Below are 15,949 nucleotides of genomic sequence, written 5' to 3' on the forward strand. Positions count from 1 at the left end.
TGATCAACCTCCCATGTCGCCAAAATGCATCAAAGCCGCCGCGAGTGCGGCCATACCCGCCGTTTCCGTACGCAGAATGCGCCGTCCCAACGTCACCGCACAAGCTCCCGGCAAACGCATAAACGCATCCCGCTCGGCGTCGGCCCAGCCGCCCTCCGGCCCAACCAACAGTGCTCTGGCGCCGTCGGTAGCAACCATCTGCAGTGCGGAACGCAACCCCTGCGCTTGCTCCATCTCATCGAGCAGCAAGGTTTGGGTGACGCCCTTACCTTGTAGCAAGCGAGCGAGATCGGACAATGATTTGACGTACGTCAAATCCGGTACACAATCGCGCTGGGCCTGCATCGCCGCCTCGCGAATGATTTTCCGCCAGCGCTCGAGCTTTGCCTCCACCTTGCCGTCAATGCGCGCTACAGACCGCTCTGCTTGGTAAACAACAAAAGAGATGGCGCCGATCTCTGTGCACTTCTGCAGGATCGACTCCATCTTATCTCCCTTGGCCATGCCTTGCACCAACACAAACTGCGCGGCAGGCTCTGACGCAAGATGACGACCGTGTAAGGAAACGACCACGTCCGCCTGCTCCACAGCCGCGATTTCCCCGAGCCATGGTCCGTCGTCCATCGCGACGACCAGCCTCTCTCCGGGACGCACGCGCAAAACTCGGGCAAAATGGCGGCCATCGTCGCCGCCGATGCGCAGCATCATTCCCGTTTCACCCTGTCCCTCGACAAAGATGCGCGGCAACATTATAACTTCACCGCCAAAAGCGCCACCCAATCGTCGCGCTGATACCGTCTCTCAACGGCGAAGCCCGAGTTTTGCAGAGCGGCTTCCACGGCAGGCGCCTGTGTGTCAATGTAGCCGGACGTCAAAAAGCGCCCACCGGCTTGCATGCGCGAAGCCACTTGCGGCACCAGCAAAATCACGATGTCGCGCAAGATGTTCGCGATCGCGATATCAAACTCCGCCCCTTCGGCAAAACCTGCGAGCAAGTTGCCCTCCGCCACGTGGATGCGATCCGACAGGTCATTACGGGCAACGTTTTCGCGAGCTGCCCGCACCGCGACCGGATCGATATCGATAGCCGTGACACTGTCCGCGCCAAGCCGCGCGGCGGCGATGGCAAGCACACCCGTTCCTGTACCTACGTCAAGCACCTTGGCACCCGGAGTGACAATGTCAGCCAGGGCACCCGTGCACATTTGCGTCGTCTGGTGCGTGCCTGTGCCAAACGCCATGCCAGGCTCGATGACGATCCGCTCGCGGCGAGCGAGATCGCCCGTCAATTGATCGACATGCCATACCGGCACGATGACCAGTGATTCGCCGACTGGGATGGGTGCGTAATGCTCCTTCCAGGCGTTGAGCCAGACGCTGTCGTCGATTGCGTCGATGCGAATGTCGATAGGTCCGTCTCCCACGTGTACACCTGCGGCGGCAACGCGATCAATCACACCCTGGATGCGCTCGCGCAGTGCAGCCGGATCGTACGCCTCGGGAAAGTAGACCGCCACCGCGACATCAGGTGTGGGCACGATCATCTCGTCAAACCACTCGCCATATTCGGGGTGAGGCTGCTCGTGTTCGCCAATGCCTTCGAGTTGAACGCCTTGAACGTCCGGAAAATCCTGAAGTAATGCAGCTATCGCGTCAGACGCCTCGTGCGCCACTCGAAACTGCACGTGCCACCAGTGCATGCCAAGCCTCCTCACGCGTTTCCGAGAAACGCGTCTTTCATCCGTTCCATAAATGATCTCGCCTGTTCGTGCGTTTGCACGCCAAGTTCTTTGCCGAGCTCACGAAAGAGTTCTTTCTGCCGATCCGTCAAATTCGTGGGCGTCATGACCTGCACGCGCACGTGTTGATCGCCGCGGGCGACCGGTGAACCGAGCTTGGGAATGCCTTTGCCGCGCAACCGGAACGAGGTTCCCGACTGCGTGCCTTCGGGAATTCGCAGCTTGACGGAGCCGTCGAGCGTCGGCACGTCGATCTCGTCGCCGAGCGCGGCCTGCACAAACGACAGCGGGACATCCAGGTAGATGTTGGTACCTTCACGCTCGAACAATTCATGCGGCCGCACATGCATCACAATGAACAAGTCTCCGGGCTGCCCGCCACTTGGGCTCGACTCGCCGGCACCCGGCATCCTGAGGCGAGTGCCATTGTCCACGCCAGGAGGCACCTTGACCTGAACCGTGCGGCGCACGCGCCGCCGACCTTGCCCGCGGCAATCCGGACACGGATCGTCGATCATCTGGCCGCGGCCGTGACAAGCCTGACACACCCGGCGGTTAACCATGCGGCCGAACGGCGTGTTCGTAACCGTCTGTTGTTCGCCTGTGCCATGGCATACAGAACACGTCTTAGGATGCGTTCCTGGGCGCGCCCCGCTGCCGCCGCAGGTCGAACACGTCTCCGTGCGGGGAATCTGAATCTCTTTCTCCGCGCCAAACGCAGCCTCTTCAAATTCAATTTCCAAATCATATTCGAGGTCCTGTCCGCGCTGCGGCCCGCGTGGCCGTCCGCCCGCGCCGCCGAAAAACATATCGAAAATGTCCCCGAACCCGCCGAAGTCGAAGTCGCCGAAGCCTGCACCCGGCCCACCTGCGCCGCCAAAGCCCTGCGTCGGATCCTGGTGGCCGAATTGATCATAGCGAGCGCGCTTCGCGGAATCAGAGAGGACGTCATACGCTTCCGCGATCTCCGCAAACTTCTGCTGGGCGTTTGGATCGTCCTTATTGACGTCTGGGTGATACTGTCGCGCCAGCTTTCGATACGCCTTCTTGATTTCATCTTGCGTGGCGGACCGGCTGACACCGAGAACTTCATAATAATCTCGCTTGCTCACCGGTATCCCTCCAAAGCAGAGTTCCTTTGTTCATCTTACAACGACGGCAGGGCGTCGTCACCCTGCCATCAGACACATATATCAACGATAGCCGTCAAACGTCAAGCCGTGCTGATCCGACTTACTTCTGATCCTTATCGACTTCTGTGAAGTCAGCGTCGACTACGTGATCGGACCCGTTCTGCGCGCCAGCTTCGGCGTTCGCTTCGGTTGCCGCACCGCCTTGTGCCGACTGAGCAGCCTGTTCATAAAGTTTTGTCGAGAGTTTGTGCAGAACCTCGGTCAACGCCTGTGACTTCTGCTTGATGGCCTCTGCATCGGTACCCTCAAGCGCGGCGCGCAACTCCTTCTGCTTTTCCTCCGCCTCGCTCTTCAGGGCCGCATCCGCCTTGTCGCCGAGGTCTTTCAATGCCTTGTCGGTTTGATAAAGCAGTTGGTCCGCTTGGTTGCGAATCTCGACCTGTTCACGGCGCTTCTTATCCTCTTCGGCATGCATTTGCGCCTCTTTCATCATGCGGTCGACTTCTTCCTTGGACAGGCCGCTGGACGCCGTGATGGTGATCCGCTGCGACTTACCGGTACCCAGGTCTTTTGCCGAGACGTTGACGATGCCGTTGGCGTCGATATCGAACGTCACCTCAATTTGCGGCACGCCGCGCGGTGCCGGCGGGATGTCACTGAGCGTGAAGCGCCCCAGCGTCTTGTTGTCGGCAGCCATCTCACGCTCGCCCTGCAACACGTGAATCTCGACAGACGTTTGGTTGTCAGCAGCCGTCGAGAAGATCTGGCTCTTCGAAGTCGGGATCGTCGTATTGCGATCGATCAGTCGCGTAAAGACACCGCCCATCGTCTCGATACCGAGTGACAACGGGGTGACGTCGAGCAACACAATGTCTTTCACTTCGCCCGTCAACACACCTGCTTGAATCGCTGCCCCAACGGCGACGACTTCATCCGGATTGACGCCTTTAGACGGTTCCTTGCCAATCAACTTCTTAATAGCCTCTTGTACAGCCGGAATGCGGGTCGATCCGCCGACCAAAATGACCTTGTCAATATCGTTGGCCGTCAGCCCGGCGTCGGACAGGGCTTGGCGAGTTGGACCCAGCGTCGCTTCGATCAAATCGGCGGAGAGCTCCTCAAACTTCGCCCGCGTCAGATTGACCTCGAGGTGTTTGGGCCCCGTTGCGTCAGCCGAGATGAATGGCAGCGATATGGTCGTCGTCAAGGTCGACGACAATTCCTTTTTCGCTTTTTCCGCCGCATCCTTGAGACGCTGCATCGCCATTTTGTCGTTGCTGAGATCGATGCCTGTATCCTTGCGGAACGTGTCAATTAAGTACTGCATGATCCGATTGTCAAAGTCGTCGCCGCCGAGGTGGTTGTTGCCGCTGGTCGCCTTGACCTCGAACACGCCATCGCCCAGTTCCAGAATGGAGACGTCGAACGTACCGCCACCGAGGTCGAAGACGAGAATGGTCTGGTCGTCTTCCTTGTCGACGCCATACGCCAGCGCGGCGGCTGTGGGCTCATTGACGATGCGAAGCACTTCCAACCCGGCAATACGTCCCGCATCCTTGGTCGCTTGGCGCTGACTATCGCTGAAGTAGGCGGGAACCGTGATCACCGCCTGGCTGACCGTCTCGCCAAGATAGGCTTCCGCGTCCGCCTTCAACTTCTGCAAGATCATCGCCGAAATTTCCGGCGGCGTGTACGATTTGTCGTCGATTTGTACTTTATGGCTTGTACCCATGTGCCGCTTGATTGAAATGATGGTTCGATCCGGATTCGTAATCGCCTGACGTTTCGCGACATCGCCGACCAAGCGCTCGCCATCGCGGCTAAAAGCGACAACTGACGGCGTCGTGCGGTTGCCTTCCGCGTTCGGGATGACGACCGGTTCGCCGCCTTCCATCACCGCTACACAAGAGTTCGTTGTACCCAGATCGATGCCAATGACTTTTGCCATCGGTTATCCTCCTCCATCGTGTCACACAGACGTTGTTTCGGTGAGCCAATACATGTTAGACGCTGACCTTGACCATCGCAGGCCGCAGCACTTTGCCGTGAATCGTGTACCCTGTTTGCAAAACCTGCAGCACGACACCTGGCTCTGTACCCGCGACCGATTCCTGCATAACCGCCTCGTGCAGAACCGGATCGAACGCGGCGCCTTCCGCCGCCATCGCCTCGACGCCGTATTGCGCAAGCAGTTGCTGCAACTGCCGATGGACCATTTCAATACCGGTTTTCAGTTGCGGCTCGTCCACCTGATCGAGCGCGGCCATCGCGCGATCAAAATTGTCGATGACCGGCAGCAAATCGCCAAGCAGCTTCTTGGTCGCAAATTGCGTCAATTCCTCGCGCTCTTGGCGCGTGCGGCGTCGAAAGTTATCAAAGTCCGCGCGCGTGCGCAAGAGCTGCTGTGTCAATTCTTCAATCTGCGCATCCCTTGGATCAGCCGTGCTGTCGGCCGCCTCATCGCCGTCAAAGGAAATGTCCTCTTCGGCGAGTTCCAAAGTGTCAACCTCGGCAGCACCTGCGGTGGCTTCCCTCTGTTGTTCATGTACAGTCGTTTGTGCGTCGTCTGCCATTCGTTCCGCATCTGGTTGTTTCGTCGAATCTCCCGTCACCTGGAACATCCTTTCTTCGAGTATCCCGCCGACGCGGCATCAGTTGCCTGTGCTCCAACGCGTCAAAAACTCGGTCAACGCCGCCGACGTATATTGAAGGATTTGCATGATGCGGTTGTAGTCCATGCGCGTGGGCCCTAACACACCAATATGGCCCACGGGGTGTCCGTACAAACTATACGTCGTCGTCATGACGGTGCAGTCCTGCAATGCACCCACACTGTTCTCCGCGCCAATGCGCACGGTGAGTCCACGTTCGTCCTTCGGAAACCAGGTCGTTACGGCGCCGCCTTGCTCCAAGAGACTGAGAATCGACTGCGCCTTTTCGACATCGTGAAACTCGGGCTGGCTGAGGACGTTTGCCGTGCCTCCGATGTACACCGTCTCTTCCCGATCCGTCACCTGGCAGACCTCGCTGAGAACCGCCAACGCGTCTTCAAACCGTTCCACCGTTCTCGCCAACTCTTCGGCCAGCTCCGCATACAGGTTGCTGCGCAGTTTCGAAATGGGCACGCCGACCAGTTTATCGTTCAGAACGTTCACGATAGCCTCGACGTCTTCGACGCGAATGTCCTCCGAAAAGTGGACATGCACGTTCTCCACATGGCCGGTGTCCGTCACAAGAATGGCGACCGCGCGACCCGGGCCGATGGGGATGAGTTCAATTTTGCGCACCTTTTCGGTATACATATTGGGCCCCAGCACAATCGCGGTCTGCTTCGTCAGCGAAGATAAGACGGTCGATATCTCGCGCACGACCTGTTCCACTTCGTCAATCCGCTTCGTAAAAAAGTCCTTGAGATAGATCCCAGCGTCGCGATCGACTTGACTCTGGCGCAATAGGTTATCGACGTAGAACCGATAGCCTTTTTGCGACGGAATGCGGCCCGATGAGGTGTGCGGCTGCGTCAGGTAGCCCATCTCCTCCAAGTCCGCCATCTCGTTTCGAATCGTCGCTGGGCTGAATTGAATATCCTCGTGTTTGGCGAGCGCCCGCGAGCCGACAGGTTCGGCCATACGCACGTAATCCTCAATCACCGCAGACAAAATCAACTGTTGGCGGGGCGTTAACATCATTCTCGCCTCCTTGTTAGCACTCCAACTCCGCGAGTGCTAAACTGCTCTCCTTGACAATAGCAACGCCAACGCCCGTTGTCAATCGACTGCAACGGCTCCGATGCACTTCTCGAAAATGGCGTTGGCAACTGGCCAATAGGCCTCGGGAATCCGATACGCGCCTTCGACTTCGACGACCAAACCTTGCGTGATCAGGCCATTCCACACCTCTCCGAAAGCTTCCTCGAGAGACATACCGAAGCGCTCCCGAAAGCCAAGCGCCGATACGCCTTCCGCCAGCCGAAGCCCGAGCATCACCTGATCTTCCATGCGCTCAGGAACCGAGATGGCGGTCTCCCCCGCAAAGGGGCGCCTACCTGTCGCGATCGCGTGAAGGTAATCCCGGATCTTGCGCAGATTTTCATGCCGGACGCCCCGCACGTAGCCATGTGCCCCCGCACCCGCCGCGAGATAGGCCTGATTCCGCCAGTACACGAGATTGTGACGGGCTTCTCCACCAGGTTTTGCAAAGTTGCTGATCTCATAATGACGAAAGCCATGCTGCGTCAGGGTTTGGCGAACGAGATCGTACATATCCGCCTCCTCGTCCTCACCCGGCAATGGGAGCTGGTCAAGCGCCTGCCACTTGGCGAACGGCGTTCCCGGCTCCACCTTGAGCCAATAAGCGGATACGTGATCGACCGGCAAAGCCAATACGCGCATGAGACTGTCTTCGACATCTTCCATGGTCTGTTCCGGCAAGCCAAACATCAAATCGACGTTGATGTGGCGAAAGCCTGCGGCGAACGCTGCATCGATCGCGGCGAAGATGGCGTCGCTGTCGTGAGCGCGGCCGATGGCCATCAGCAGGTGATCGCGAAACGTCTGTGCGCCAAAGGAGATGCGGTTGACACCGTACTCGCGCAATACGCGCAACTTGTCTGGCGTAATGGAGTCGGGGTTGGCCTCGAACGTCACTTCGGCGCCGGCGTCCAATGAAAAATGCGCATGCAGCGATTGCAGCATGCGCGCCAGCAGCGGATCAGCCAAGAGCGTCGGCGTTCCGCCGCCAAAAAACACCGTTTGCAAGGGGGGGACGCCTGCATGAGCAACCATCTCCCACTCTCGAGCCAGGCCCTCCACATACTCTTCCATCACGCGCTCAGGTGCCACATACGTATTGAAATCGCAGTAAAAACACCGACTCTTGCAAAACGGGATGTGTACGTACAAAGACCTGGGCAAAGCCCCGGCCTCCCGATCTACCCAATCGGCCATCGTGATCACTCCATTTTTAAGACGGCCATAAACGCTTCCTGAGGGACCTCGACACTGCCGACCTGTTTCATTCTCTTTTTACCTTCTTTCTGCTTTTCGAGCAGCTTGCGTTTGCGCGAAATGTCACCGCCATAGCACTTGGCCAAGACATTCTTCCGCATGGCGCGGATCGTCTCGCGGGCGATCACGCGATTGCCGATGGCCGCCTGAATCGGCACCTCGAACATCTGTCGCGGGATGAGTTCCTTCAACTTCTCACACAGCACGCGTCCGCGATCGTACGCCTTGTCCCGATGCACGATGAAAGACAGGGCATCCACCACTTCGCCATTGAGCAGGATGTCCATCTTAACCAGCTTGGACTCGCGGTAGCCAACCAACTCATAGTCGAACGACGCGTAACCCTTGGTCGAGGATTTGAGCCGATCAAAAAAGTCATAGACGATTTCCGAGAGCGGGAGATCGTATACGATGGTCGTCCGCGTCTCGTCGAGGTACTGCATATCGTGGAATTGTCCGCGCTTCTCTTGGCACAGTTCCATCACACTGCCGACATAGTCCTTTGGCACAAAGATCGAAGCCCGAACGTATGGTTCCTCAATGCGCTCGATCCGGTCCGGATTCGGCATTTCACTCGGATTGTCGACTGTCTGCATGGTGCCATCCGTGCGATATACGTGATAGACAACGCTTGGCGCCGTCGTGATCAAGGTCAACCCATATTCGCGCTCGAGCCGCTCCTGCACGATCTCCATGTGCAACATGCCCAGAAAGCCACAACGAAAGCCGAATCCCAGAGCACTTGATGTCTCTGGCTCATAACTGAGTGCCGCGTCGTTGAGTTCCAACTTTTCCAACGCCTCACGCAGATCCTGATAATCGGCGGAATCGACCGGATACAGTCCACAAAACACCATCGGGTTCGTCTTGCGATACCCCGGCAGCGGCTCAGGGGTCGGATGGTCAGCATCCGTCACCGTATCCCCGACGCGCGTGTCGCGGACGTTCTTGATGCTCGCCGCCAAATACCCGACATCGCCAGCAGACAACTCGTCGACAGGGGTCATCCGCGGCTTGAACACACCGACCTCATCCACTTCAAATTCCTTGCCCGTCGCCATCATACGCACGCGCATGCCTTTCTTCACCGTGCCGTTAAACACGCGCATGTACACGATCACGCCGCGATACGCGTCATAGTGTGAATCGAAGATGAGCGCCTGCAGCGGCGCAGCCGGATCGCCCTGTGGCGCCGGGATCTTGGCCACTACCTGCTCGAGAATGTCCTCGATGCCGATGCCCGCCTTGGCAGACGCCAAGACCGCTTCGCTCGCATCCAAACCGATCACATCCTCGATTTCTGCACGCACGCGTTCGGGTTCGGCGCTCGGCAGGTCGATCTTATTGATGACCGGCAGAATTTCGAGATCGTTATCCAACGCCAGGTAGACGTTTGCCAAGGTCTGCGCCTCGATGCCCTGCGCCGCATCGACCACGAGCAGGGCACCTTCGCACGCGGCCAGCGATCTTGACACCTCGTACGTGAAATCGACGTGACCAGGCGTGTCGATCAAGTTCAATTCGTACTCGTTGCCGTCTTTCGCACGGTACGCCAGGCGTACCGCTTGCAGCTTGATGGTGATGCCGCGTTCGCGCTCCAAATCCATTTGATCGAGCAATTGGTCCTGCATCTCCCGCTCGCTGACCGCCCCGGTCAGTTGCAGGATCCTATCGGCAAGCGTCGACTTGCCGTGGTCAATATGTGCGATGATGGAAAAGTTGCGAATACGCGATTGCCGATCCGCCGTAGACACCGTTCATCCTCCTCTCTGACGGAACCATGGGGCCGCCAGAGCTGTCTTCAACTCTATCCAATCTGCAAGGACGTGGTCCGCGCAAGCAGGTCACGTTCCGTTTTTGACACAAATAAACCGCGCCTAATGCGCGGCTTGCCCTAGATTATAGCACTCGGGTGATGTGCCCGCCACATTCGGATCAGTGGTTGTGGTGGGCGTGCGTATGCCCTTCTCCCGAGGTAAACGACGCGAATGCCTCAAAACCCTCGTGTAACACGAAGTATAGGATACCGGTCGCCGCCAGAGCGTCCACCCACCACCAATGAAACACGTCATTCAACGCCAGACCGGCGAGCAGCGTCCACGACATATAAGCACACGTAAACGAGCACATCGCATCGCCAACCAGCGATGGACTGTCGAGTTCACGCCCATACCGCAATTTCTGCACAGCCAACCAAGGCGTAACGACACTGCTTGCGGCGGCAACGGCCAACCCTAATATCGACAGTTCCGGCCCCTCGCGCAGGCGTAGAGCCTGTCCGGACTTCACCGCAATATAACCTGCCAACACAAACAGGCAGACAGCGATAAAGCCACTCGTCCAACGCTCGACCGCGTGCTTGGCACTCATTTGCACACCCGACTGGATTTCAATGAACAGGCGCGCAACCAGCAACATGCCACTCACCAGTTCAACCGCGCTATCTACGCTGAACGCCGATAGCGATAGGCTGCCTACGCGATATGCCGCAATCGCCGAAAGAATGGACTCGGTCATAATCCAACCGACTGACAGCAACTCGAGCTCAAGTGCGCCCCGCAGGCGCTTTTCGCGCATCGACTCCATGATGCCCTCCACACTTTGCTCAGTTTGTATTTAGGAACAACGTATTGAGCACACCTTTGAGCATCGAGCCAAAGACGTGTGTAATCCGCTCGCCAACATATACGCCGCCGGTGTCCATAGCCGCCGCCAGGGCGCTGTTGGAAGCGTCTTGCGGATCCGGTGCCGTCGCATTCGACTCTGCCGTTGCGGGCGCATTGGTAAAATTGTTGTATTCCAAGACGGGCGGTTGATACGTCGTCACGCCTTCGGGCGCCACACTATTGGCCGTCTCTGGAGCCTGTGCGACGGGCGCAACGGAGACGGTGCTTGTACCAAGATGGGACATGACCGTCGAAACGATGGTAAACGCCATACCACTGGCGCCGAGCAAAAGCGACACAAAGATGACGACTGCGGCGATTTGTTTGCATCTTCTCTGCGCGTGCTGCCATGAAAAGTTCATCTGCGCATACATCCCTTTCCTTCTCGCTTCTATCCTCAGCCTATGCCCAAATGCAGAGAATTATCACCGTTCACAAAAAATCGGTAGACAGGTAGGTTTGCAAGCAGGAAACCTTGTAGCAAGAACGAATTGCTCAAGATAGGGTTGGTCCAACCGACCTTTGCCATCAGTGAGGGATTTTTGCATGGACAATTCGATTTCGCAGAATAGCAAGCTTATTTCGGTCAACGGGGCTTACGGGCCATCGAACTCCGGTACGGCAAACACGAGTGCGGCAACCGCGGCGTTTGCGCTTTTGCTCGAGGCCGAGTGGATGGAACTCCTATCGAACGAAGCGTTACCCGACGTCAATCCGACCGCAAGTGGAGATTCCATCTTCGGCGCGGATACAATGTTTCCGGCGGACAGCAGCGTCTTGCTCTCGGCACTGCCAAACTACACTGGGACAGTAATGGGCAATCTAGAAACAGCCGACGCTGTTGAAGCACCGGCTGATAGCCAGATCGCTCCACCCAGCGCCACCAACAGTAGTGGCGACGTCTCATCGCTCGTCGAACAAGCAGCCAATGCCTACGGCGTGCCCGCAGCACTTGTGCAAGCCGTGATCGCACAGGAATCCGGCGGCAACGCGAATGCCGTCTCAGACGCTGGAGCCATCGGTTTGATGCAGCTGATGCCGGCGACAGCCGCCGCGCTCGGCGTGAACAATCCGTACGATCCCGCGCAGAACATCGATGGCGGCACGCGTTATTTGGCGCAATTGATGCAAGAGTTTGGAGGCAGCGTACCGCTTGCGCTCGCCGCCTATAATGCGGGGCCAAACGCCGTGAAGGCCTATGGCGGGATCCCGCCATATCCAGAGACACAACAATATGTACAAAGCATACTCGCGAAAAGCGGTTTGACTCAGTCCACGTAAGCGAAAAGGGCCGCCCAACCAGATGGGCGGCCAATTGGTCAATGTGTTACAAGATCCGCATCTTCAAAGGTCATCGCGGGATGCAATGCCACGTTCAATCCTTTTGCGACAATGTACGCCACATTTTCCATAAAGTCATCGACCTCTTTAGGCGTGACCACCAAGTTGTTTTCCACAGGCTCAAGCACTTCTTTCACCAAATGCCACTTCTCCACCGACGACAATTGATCAAACAAGGCCGTTGCCGCATTTCCAGGCACCTGCTCACGCAATTGGTTGAGCACGAGTTCAATCGCGTCTCCGGCAATGGTAGCTGCTTCAACGACCGTTGGCACGCCGATGGCAATCACCGGGATGCCAAGCGTTTCCTTGTCGAGCGCGCGACGGTTGTTGCCCACGCCTGCACCCGGCTGAATACCAGCGTCAGAAAGCTGGATCGTCGCATTTACCCGGGAAAGGGAGCGCGATGCCAAGGCGTCGACCGCAATCACAGCGTCGGGCTGCACCCGTTCGACGATGCCGCGTACGATCTCGCTTGTCTCGATACCCGTAAGACCAAGCACGCCTGGCGACACGGCGGCGATGGAACGATATCCCTTACCGTCGCCAAGCACATGCGGCATGTACTCGAATAAGTGGCGCGTGACAAATAATTTATTGACCACCATCGGCCCCAAAGCGTCAGCGGTAACATGCTCGTTGCCAAGTCCGATCACCAAAATGGTGCTGGACGGCGGGAGGTTAATCAATTGTTTGAGTTCATCCGCCAGGACCCTTGTCACGCGCTCTTGCAAATCGAGATCGCGGTGACGCAAACCTGGCACCTCGAGTGTGATATACGTCCCCTTGCGTTTTCCAAGCCGGCGCTGGGCCGCTTGTGTGCGTACGCGCACGCGCGTGACGACAATGCCCTCATGCTCTTCGCGAACCTCTTCAACGCCATTTACCGCACCTTGCCGGGATGCGAGTTCGTGCGCTTCCATGGCCAAATCCGTCCGAGGGCTTGCGTGGGCAACCGACAGGTGGCGTTCTTTGAGCGGGACTCGCCGCCATCGCTTCGATTCGATCCGCCTCTCCATCGACTTACCTCCCATCTGTTGCGACAATGACCAGTCTGTGTTACACTCTCTGTCGTCTGCATGATGACGGCTCTGTGCACTGGAGGTGAACCATCGATGCCGAACATCAAATCCGCGAAAAAACGGGTTTTGGTTGCCAAGCGCCAAACGCTTCGCAATACATCCTTGAAGTCTGCTCTACGCACGAGCATCCGCAAGTTTGAATCGGCCTATTCGACGCAAGACGTCGAACAGGCACAGGAAACGTTGCGTGCTGCCATTCGCGCGTTGGACAAGGCGGTTACCAAAGGCATATTGCACAAAAACGCCGCTGCGCGTAAAAAGTCGCGTTTGACCAAGCGTTTGAACGCATTGGCCAACAACGGCTGATCAAACAAAATAAGGCCTGGTGGCCGGCAATCAGCGACTCGGTGGAGTCGCTTTTTGTGTTTGTAACAGCCTTTCCACATGACCATGAGCCAATTCCTGGCGGGCCAGCGCGACCAATTTCGAAACCATAGGACCGCCCAAATGCCCACCAATCGTTCCCGCTTGCGCTGCGGTCAAGGCGCCATGATCACCACCTTCCTGATAGGGAACATGCAGTTTGTCGGCAATCAGTTTCGCGGCCGAAGGCTTTTCCGGCACCGTGTACGGTACAACGTGCAGTTGCCCGTCCTTGCCGATGGTACGAACCGAGGCGCCTCCGTCCATGTTCTGCTCCATACACGCACCCCCTTTGGGTTACTGTACCCGGGGTGAACTTCTCGTAATCGCGGCTAACGACGCTTCCATGAGGATGCATTCCAACGCCTGCTGCGGGTCTCTGCGCCCGCGCTTGACGTCGTACTCACTGTCGGCAATCCGCCGCGCCAACATTTCCAAGTCGCGCAAAGTGAAGCGTTGCGCTTGTTTCGCCGCTACTCGCATGGCAAACGGGTGAACACCCGCCCGTTTCGCGAGTTGATCCAACGACACACGACCGTCAGCAGAAGACTTGGCAAGCCCCATCATGCGAATCTGTCTCGCCAGAAGTGCCATTAATGCCAGCGGATCATAACCTTGCCGAGCCAGTCCCTGCAGATTCGTCAATGCGGCAGCAATTTGACCCTGTGCCACGCGATCGATCCAATCGAAGACGCTGTCCTCCACGCTCCTGACCACAAGTTGTTCGACATCTGTCCGCTCGATCCGCCTGCCCAAGGCATATACCGAGAGCTTCTCCAGCTCATTCAACGCATGCGTCATGGCCCCAACGCGCCGCCAAAGCTCATGTATCGCTTCGTCAGTTGCCTCTATGCCGCGTTCTTTGGCAAAGCTTTTGAGATGGCGCAAGGCATCCGCTTCCTTGGGCGTCGCGCATTGCACCACGACGTGTCGCTTTGCTGTCTTCGTGATACGTTTGCGCTCATCCAGCTTGTCCGCTGCCGTCGAAAGCACCAGTACGCGCCCAGGTGCAGGATTTTCCAGGTATGCTTCGAGCGCTTCTAGGTCCGATCCGGATTTGCCCTGACTGGTGAGCGCTGTGCAATTGCGCACGTGGACCAAAGCTTGGTCCGAAAAGAATGACAACGTATCCAATTCCAAGCGCGCCTGTTCGAACCCATCCTCTTCGTAATCGAATCTGGCTACGCTGGTGAATCCACCGCTGCGTGCAGCGCGATCGCAAAACAAATCCACCAGGCCAATCTCGCTTCCGTACAGCACGTAGACGGAAGCCAAGCGGTTTGCATTCAACTCTTCCATCGCCTGAAAAACATCCAAACGCAAAACGCCTCCCCGCAACCAGTATACAACCTGGCCCAGGGAGACGCATGTTGAAATCGGCAGTGCCGAACGTTGGCTTTTGCCCAGAGGAATTAGAGCTTCATCACGTACTTGCTGCGATTGCCGGCCAGGCGCATACCGCCAAGTTCCCAAAGGTACTTTGCCTTGCTACCTTCCTTCGCCAGTGCGCCCATGACCCCTTTGATAGGTACGCCCATAAAGCTGCCGACACCCACTTCTGCCCCAAGCGAGCAGAGTGTGCCCCAATCGCGTGGATGGAACGGCTCCATCGGGCGACGACGCTCGCGCAAAAGGATGTTTTTCGCAGCCAGTGCGCCCATTTGTTCAGCGTTCTGCGCAGTCGGCGGATATGGCCGACCATTCGCATCTTCAGCCCATGCACTGTCACCGGCGATGAAAATGACTTCATCGTCGACCGACTGCATGAATTCGTTGACTTTCGCACGACCACGGCGATCCACCGTAAAGCCGGACTCGGACAACAATGGGTTCGCACGAACGCCGCCCGTCCAAATGATGGTACCCGCTTCGACCGTTTCGCCGCCATCTAAGTGGATGACGCCCTCGGTCACTTCGTTAATTTTGGTGTTCGTGCGCAGTTTACCGCCCTTTTTGGTATACGTCTCAACGACGAATGGACGCAGATGCTCTGCGACCATCGGAAGAATGGTCGGCATAGCCTCGATGCACTGCAGGTCGACCTTTTCCCATGGAATGTTGAGCGACTTGCACAGCTTCGGTAGATAGTCGAGCAACTCACCCATCAACTCGATTCCCGTCAAACCGGCGCCGCCGAGAGCGATGCGCAGATGGCGCTCATCGCCGTCCTGCGTATAAAGGTGGAACTGGTTGTCGATGTGCTTGCGGATTTCGACTGCCGAATCGAGATTGGTGATGCTTAGGCTGTACTCTTTCAATCCCTTGATGCCAAAGTACTCGGAAACCCAACCCAAGCTGTAGATCAAATAGTCGTACGAAATGTCCCCCGTTGACGTCTTGACAACTCGATTCGCCTTGTCAATGCCCGTCACTTCTGCAACAACCAATTCCGAGGTGTCTTTGCGCAGAACTTCCTTGATGGGGATGGCGTACTTTTCACCAGCATCACGACCGCCAGCTGCCTCGTGCAGGAGGATGGTGAGGTAGTGATAGTCGTGGTTGTTGACGATGGTAAACGGGATACCTTCCCGATCCAGATGAGCGGCGGCCATCATTCCTGCATAGCCCGCGCCGACAATTACGATTTTGCTCATGCTCGTCCTCTCCAGTTCCAGTGTG

The 15,949-nt window shown here is 57.3% G+C and carries 16 protein-coding genes; 2 read left to right on the top strand and 14 right to left on the bottom strand.

The window, feature by feature from the left end; all coding sequences use genetic code 11:
* Positions 1 to 3: 3 nt before the first annotated feature.
* The 10 genes from C7445_RS07150 to C7445_RS07195 form a co-directional block, all read right to left on the bottom strand.
* On the bottom strand, positions 4 to 750 hold the full coding sequence (locus C7445_RS07150) for an RsmE family RNA methyltransferase (RefSeq protein ID WP_134159393.1): 747 nt from the start codon (positions 748 to 750) through the stop codon (positions 4 to 6).
* A complete protein-coding gene (gene prmA / locus C7445_RS07155) occupies positions 750 to 1,700 on the bottom strand; it encodes a 50S ribosomal protein L11 methyltransferase (protein WP_134159394.1) in 951 nt (316 codons plus the stop codon). The genes C7445_RS07150 and prmA overlap by 1 nt, the downstream gene beginning before the upstream one ends.
* A gap of 11 nt (positions 1,701 to 1,711) precedes the next feature.
* A complete protein-coding gene (gene dnaJ / locus C7445_RS07160; protein ID WP_134159395.1) occupies positions 1,712 to 2,851 on the bottom strand; it encodes a molecular chaperone DnaJ in 1,140 nt (379 codons plus the stop codon).
* 121 nt (positions 2,852 to 2,972) lie between these two features.
* Positions 2,973 to 4,820, bottom strand: coding sequence for a molecular chaperone DnaK (gene dnaK / locus C7445_RS07165; RefSeq protein ID WP_134159396.1), 1,848 nt, complete (start codon positions 4,818 to 4,820; stop codon positions 2,973 to 2,975).
* A 55-nt stretch (positions 4,821 to 4,875) separates the two neighbouring features.
* Positions 4,876 to 5,493 carry a nucleotide exchange factor GrpE gene (gene grpE / locus C7445_RS07170; protein ID WP_134159397.1) on the bottom strand — a complete coding sequence of 206 codons (618 nt, stop codon included), beginning with the start codon at positions 5,491 to 5,493 and terminating at the stop codon, positions 4,876 to 4,878.
* A gap of 30 nt (positions 5,494 to 5,523) precedes the next feature.
* Complete coding sequence (gene hrcA, locus C7445_RS07175; protein WP_134159446.1) at positions 5,524 to 6,558, bottom strand: heat-inducible transcriptional repressor HrcA; 1,035 nt, start codon at positions 6,556 to 6,558, stop codon at positions 5,524 to 5,526.
* Between the two features lie 81 nt (positions 6,559 to 6,639).
* Positions 6,640 to 7,818: a radical SAM family heme chaperone HemW gene (gene hemW / locus C7445_RS07180; RefSeq protein WP_134159398.1), complete on the bottom strand. Its 1,179-nt coding sequence runs from the start codon at positions 7,816 to 7,818 to the stop codon at positions 6,640 to 6,642.
* Positions 7,819 to 7,823: 5 nt separating this feature from the next.
* The gene (lepA, locus tag C7445_RS07185; RefSeq protein ID WP_134159399.1) at positions 7,824 to 9,632 is read right to left on the bottom strand and encodes a translation elongation factor 4; all 1,809 of its coding nucleotides are present in this window, start codon (positions 9,630 to 9,632) and stop codon (positions 7,824 to 7,826) included.
* Between the two features lie 181 nt (positions 9,633 to 9,813).
* Positions 9,814 to 10,464: a cation diffusion facilitator family transporter gene (locus tag C7445_RS07190; RefSeq protein WP_134159400.1), complete on the bottom strand. Its 651-nt coding sequence runs from the start codon at positions 10,462 to 10,464 to the stop codon at positions 9,814 to 9,816.
* 19 nt (positions 10,465 to 10,483) lie between these two features.
* Positions 10,484 to 10,906, bottom strand: coding sequence for a hypothetical protein (locus tag C7445_RS07195; protein WP_134159401.1), 423 nt, complete (start codon positions 10,904 to 10,906; stop codon positions 10,484 to 10,486).
* Positions 10,907 to 11,090: 184 nt separating this feature from the next.
* On the opposite strand from C7445_RS07195, the gene C7445_RS07200 reads away from it, so the two are divergent.
* Positions 11,091 to 11,825 (top strand): lytic transglycosylase domain-containing protein, encoded by a 735-nt coding sequence (locus tag C7445_RS07200; protein WP_166669041.1) that lies wholly within the window; start codon positions 11,091 to 11,093, stop codon positions 11,823 to 11,825.
* A gap of 38 nt (positions 11,826 to 11,863) precedes the next feature.
* On the opposite strand, the gene gpr is transcribed toward C7445_RS07200, so the two are convergent.
* Positions 11,864 to 12,904: a GPR endopeptidase gene (gpr, locus tag C7445_RS07205; RefSeq protein WP_134159402.1), complete on the bottom strand. Its 1,041-nt coding sequence runs from the start codon at positions 12,902 to 12,904 to the stop codon at positions 11,864 to 11,866.
* Between the two features lie 96 nt (positions 12,905 to 13,000).
* On the opposite strand from gpr, the gene rpsT reads away from it, so the two are divergent.
* Positions 13,001 to 13,273, top strand: a complete 273-nt coding sequence (rpsT, locus tag C7445_RS07210) for a 30S ribosomal protein S20 (RefSeq protein ID WP_134159403.1) — start codon at positions 13,001 to 13,003, stop codon at positions 13,271 to 13,273.
* 30 nt (positions 13,274 to 13,303) lie between these two features.
* Here rpsT and C7445_RS07215 read toward each other — a convergent pair whose 3' ends face one another.
* The 3 genes from C7445_RS07215 to C7445_RS07225 all read right to left on the bottom strand — a co-directional run bounded on the left by C7445_RS07215 (position 13,304) and on the right by C7445_RS07225 (position 15,924).
* Positions 13,304 to 13,609 carry a small, acid-soluble spore protein, alpha/beta type gene (locus C7445_RS07215; protein WP_134159404.1) on the bottom strand — a complete coding sequence of 102 codons (306 nt, stop codon included), beginning with the start codon at positions 13,607 to 13,609 and terminating at the stop codon, positions 13,304 to 13,306.
* Positions 13,610 to 13,627: 18 nt separating this feature from the next.
* The gene (gene holA / locus C7445_RS07220) at positions 13,628 to 14,647 is read right to left on the bottom strand and encodes a DNA polymerase III subunit delta (protein ID WP_134159405.1); all 1,020 of its coding nucleotides are present in this window, start codon (positions 14,645 to 14,647) and stop codon (positions 13,628 to 13,630) included.
* Between the two features lie 95 nt (positions 14,648 to 14,742).
* Complete coding sequence (locus C7445_RS07225; protein WP_243835027.1) at positions 14,743 to 15,924, bottom strand: NAD(P)/FAD-dependent oxidoreductase; 1,182 nt, start codon at positions 15,922 to 15,924, stop codon at positions 14,743 to 14,745.
* Between the last annotated feature and the right edge of the window lie 25 nt (positions 15,925 to 15,949).

It is taken from the genome of Alicyclobacillus sacchari (genome assembly GCF_004366795.1).
Lineage (GTDB): Bacteria > Bacillota > Bacilli > Alicyclobacillales > Alicyclobacillaceae > Alicyclobacillus > Alicyclobacillus sacchari.

Excerpts from the sequence above, each read along its gene's own strand:
- C7445_RS07150 (WP_134159393.1), bottom strand. The coding sequence starts at position 750 with ATGTTGCCGCGCATCTTTGTCGAGGGACAGGGTGAAACGGGAATGATG.
- prmA (WP_134159394.1), bottom strand. The coding sequence starts at position 1,700 with ATGCACTGGTGGCACGTGCAGTTTCGAGTGGCGCACGAGGCGTCTGAC.
- dnaK (WP_134159396.1), bottom strand. The coding sequence starts at position 4,820 with ATGGCAAAAGTCATTGGCATCGATCTGGGTACAACGAACTCTTGTGTA.
- grpE (WP_134159397.1), bottom strand. The coding sequence starts at position 5,493 with ATGTTCCAGGTGACGGGAGATTCGACGAAACAACCAGATGCGGAACGA.
- hrcA (WP_134159446.1), bottom strand. The coding sequence starts at position 6,558 with ATGTTAACGCCCCGCCAACAGTTGATTTTGTCTGCGGTGATTGAGGAT.
- hemW (WP_134159398.1), bottom strand. The coding sequence starts at position 7,818 with ATGGCCGATTGGGTAGATCGGGAGGCCGGGGCTTTGCCCAGGTCTTTG.
- C7445_RS07190 (WP_134159400.1), bottom strand. The coding sequence starts at position 10,464 with ATGGAGTCGATGCGCGAAAAGCGCCTGCGGGGCGCACTTGAGCTCGAG.
- C7445_RS07195 (WP_134159401.1), bottom strand. The coding sequence starts at position 10,906 with ATGAACTTTTCATGGCAGCACGCGCAGAGAAGATGCAAACAAATCGCC.
- C7445_RS07200 (WP_166669041.1), top strand. The coding sequence starts at position 11,091 with ATGGACAATTCGATTTCGCAGAATAGCAAGCTTATTTCGGTCAACGGG.
- gpr (WP_134159402.1), bottom strand. The coding sequence starts at position 12,904 with ATGGAGAGGCGGATCGAATCGAAGCGATGGCGGCGAGTCCCGCTCAAA.
- rpsT (WP_134159403.1), top strand. The coding sequence starts at position 13,001 with ATGCCGAACATCAAATCCGCGAAAAAACGGGTTTTGGTTGCCAAGCGC.
- C7445_RS07215 (WP_134159404.1), bottom strand. The coding sequence starts at position 13,609 with ATGGAGCAGAACATGGACGGAGGCGCCTCGGTTCGTACCATCGGCAAG.
- C7445_RS07225 (WP_243835027.1), bottom strand. The coding sequence starts at position 15,924 with ATGAGCAAAATCGTAATTGTCGGCGCGGGCTATGCAGGAATGATGGCC.